The organism is Escherichia sp. GZ89, from assembly GCF_019366485.1.
Taxonomy (GTDB): domain Bacteria; phylum Pseudomonadota; class Gammaproteobacteria; order Enterobacterales; family Enterobacteriaceae; genus Escherichia; species Escherichia fergusonii.
Genome location: NZ_JAEOHX010000085.1, coordinates 1 through 513 on the forward strand (window position 1 = coordinate 1; position 513 = coordinate 513).

The 513-nt window shown below is 56.7% G+C and carries 1 pseudogene; it reads right to left on the reverse strand.

Annotated elements, in window-relative coordinates:
* Positions 1-513 (reverse strand): annotated as a pseudogene (locus tag K0335_RS22350) (DNA topoisomerase 4 subunit B); the annotation flags it as partial.

Sequence of the window (513 nt, forward strand, 5' to 3'; positions counted from 1 at the left end):
GTTCTGGTTCAGCCACAGGCTGAAGGCATCTTTCACCACGCCGGAAACAAATGCCGCACATTGACGCGACGACAGACGCTCTTTGGTCTGCCCGGCAAATTGCGGGTCCTGCATTTTCACGGAGAGCACATAAGCGCAGCGATCCCAGATATCTTCCGCCGACAGTTTGACGCCGCGCGGCAGAATATTGCGGTATTCGCAAAATTCGCGCATCGCGTCGAGCAGGCCCTGGCGCAGACCGTTGACGTGCGTCCCCCCCTGCATGGTCGGGATCAGGTTGACGTAGCTTTCCGTCAGTAATTCGCCGCCTTCCGGCAGCCACAATAGCGCCCAGTCAACCGCTTCCGTTTCACCGTTAAAATTACCGATAAACGGCTTTTCCGGCAGCGTCGGCAGGCCGTTTACCGCTTCGCCCAGATAGTCGTTCAGACCATCCTGGTAGCACCAGCGCTGCTCGCTGTTATTCACTTCATCTTTAAAAGTGATTTCCACGCCGGGACACAGCACCGCTTT